Here is a 2,320-nt window from a genome sequence, read left to right on the forward strand (position 1 = left end):
GTCGCTGTCGCTGTCGCTGTCGCTGTCGCTGTCGCTGTCGCTGTCGCTGTCGCTGTCGCTGTCGAGGAGGGCTTGGTAGTTGATGCGTCCGGCCAGGTGTTCGGTGTGGGCCTGGTCGAGCAGGGCGAGGTAGTTCACGCCGGTGGGCTCGGGCTGCTGCTCGGGTGGGAGTTCGGGGCGGGCCTTGGGGTGACAGTGGCGGCGGATGACGAACGGGACGGCGGTGCCGTGGCTGCGGCCGGCGTGGCGGACCTCGATCGTCTCCAGGTCGAAGGGGTCGAAGACCAGCTCGACCTTGCGTCCGGCCAGGGCGGGTTCGACCTGGTAGGAGTTGGCGTGCAGACGCACCAGCGCGGTCTTGGTGACCGTGCGCCACTCGGACCACAAGAACGCTTCCCGCAACAAGTCGGGGTGGGGCAGGCGGGGGCCGCCGTTGTCGGGCCAGCCCTGCTGCCAGCGGGCCAGCGGCGGCTGCTCGGTCTCGGAGTGCTCGCGGCAGTGGTACTCGGTCTCGACCCAGGCCGTGAAGGCCCGGTTCAGCTCGGCCAGAGCCGCGGCGGCCTGGTCGGCGGGGCGGTCGGCCAGGTGACCGGTCTCCACGACGAACTGCCCGCGGACAGTGCGGAAGTAGCGCTCGATCTTGCCCCGGCCCTCGGGCCGGCCGGGGCGGGAGTGGACCAGCTTGACCCCCAGCACCGCGCAGGCGCGCATCAGCCAGGAGTCCACGAACGGTGAGCCGTTGTCCAGGTAGACGCCCTCGGGGACCCCGCGCGCGGCCAGCGCGGGCCGCAACGCGACCGCCAGCCGCACGGTGTCCTCCGCGAAGCCGAACCGGGCGGCCATCACCGCCCGGGACCGGTCGTCCAGGAACGCGAACAAGATGGTCTTGCGGCCCGCGACCTGGGGACCGTGCATGGCGTCGCCCACCCACAACTCGTTGGAGCGGGTGGCCTCGAACCGGCCGAACACCTCCTTCGGACGAGCCTGTCCGGCCCGGTCCAGACCCAGGCGGGCAAAGTGCCGCTGCAAGGTCCGCTCGGACGGCGCCCACCCCGAATGCGCCCGCAGCACCCGCGCGACCTGCACCGCCGTGCGGGCCGGGTTCTCCCGCTTGAGCGCCGTGGCCATCTCCAGCACCCCGGCCGGGGTCCGGGCCTCCACCCGCATCACGTTCGGCACCAGCGCCTCGAACCCGCCGATCCGCCAGGAACGGATCCACCGGTCGACCGTAGTCCGCGAAACCTGCACCGGCTCGCCCTGCGGCCCTGGATGCACGCGAGCCGCGATCTCGCGCACCAACTCACCACGCTGCCGGGCCGACAACGCCGGATCAACCGCGTCCTGGATCACCTCGTAGCGGAACAGCCCGAGCCTGCGCGCCCGTTCCCCGCGCCGGGCCATCTCCTCTTCGTACTGCGTCGCCACCGGCACCGCCCCCTCTTCGGGTCGGCGGGCCGACGACCCCGGACGGCCGCCGGTCCCGGCCCACCAGGCTCACCGGCCCCACCCGTCCCGCATCAGGGGCAACTCGTGTTGATCGACGATCACGGCCAGCCCGGCGCCAGCAGCCGGCCCCCGCTCACAGCCGACGCGATCTGCCACGGCGACATCCCGACCACCCCCGGCCACCTCGACGCGACCGCCCCCGCCGTCGCGAGCACCGCCGCGACCGCGTCCCCGAAAGCCGAACCCGCCGGGTCCGGCGGCATCGGATCGCCCGCCGCCACATCCACCAGCAACCCGACAAACAAGCCCCGCACCGAGTCCGCCCGCCTACCGAAGCGCCGCAGCCAGCCCCGCACCGTCTCCGGAGCCCGGCCCAACCCGGCAGCGATCACGCGATGCCCCGCCCCGGCCGCCCTGGCCACCAACGCCACTCCGATCAGCACCACCACGTCCGCCCGCCGCAACAGCACCGTCACCGGCAACAGCACATGCGAAGCCCCGCACCCCGCACAGCGCCCCCGGCGCGGCCGAAGGACCAGCCGCTTGCCCTTAAAGTCCCGCACACACCGGCGCACCGCCCACCCCCACGGCCGCAACCCCGCCCCGCACACCGGACAGGCGATACCGCCATCGGCCAGCCGTCTCTCGACCCCAGCCGGTACAGCCTCTACCGTGACCACAACGCCTCCGTGCGTGACCGCGGCCCTCCCGGCAACTCCGGCCAAGAAGAGACGGGAGGGCCGTCCCGTGCCTGAACATGCGCACGTTGTCGCCGCACACGACAAAGGGCACCCTCCGGGTCGCCCTACCCCACATCACCACGACTCTGACGCCGCCCTGCCCACCCATCACCACAACGAACGTCGCTCAACAC

The 2,320-nt window shown here is 72.7% G+C and carries 2 protein-coding genes; both read right to left on the minus strand.

The window, feature by feature from the left end:
- On the minus strand, nt 1-1,425 hold a 1,425-nt coding region (locus ACIRPX_RS45845), incomplete at its 3' end, for a DDE-type integrase/transposase/recombinase (RefSeq protein ID WP_404206124.1).
- A 119-nt stretch (nt 1,426-1,544) separates the two neighbouring features.
- A complete protein-coding gene (locus tag ACIRPX_RS45850) occupies nt 1,545-1,922 on the minus strand; it encodes a hypothetical protein (protein ID WP_404206125.1) in 378 nt (125 codons plus the stop codon).
- Nucleotides 1,923-2,320: the final 398 nt, after the last annotated feature.

Origin of the sequence: Streptomyces sp. NPDC101225, assembly GCF_044767585.1 — a bacterium.
Taxonomy (GTDB): domain Bacteria; phylum Actinomycetota; class Actinomycetes; order Streptomycetales; family Streptomycetaceae; genus Streptomyces.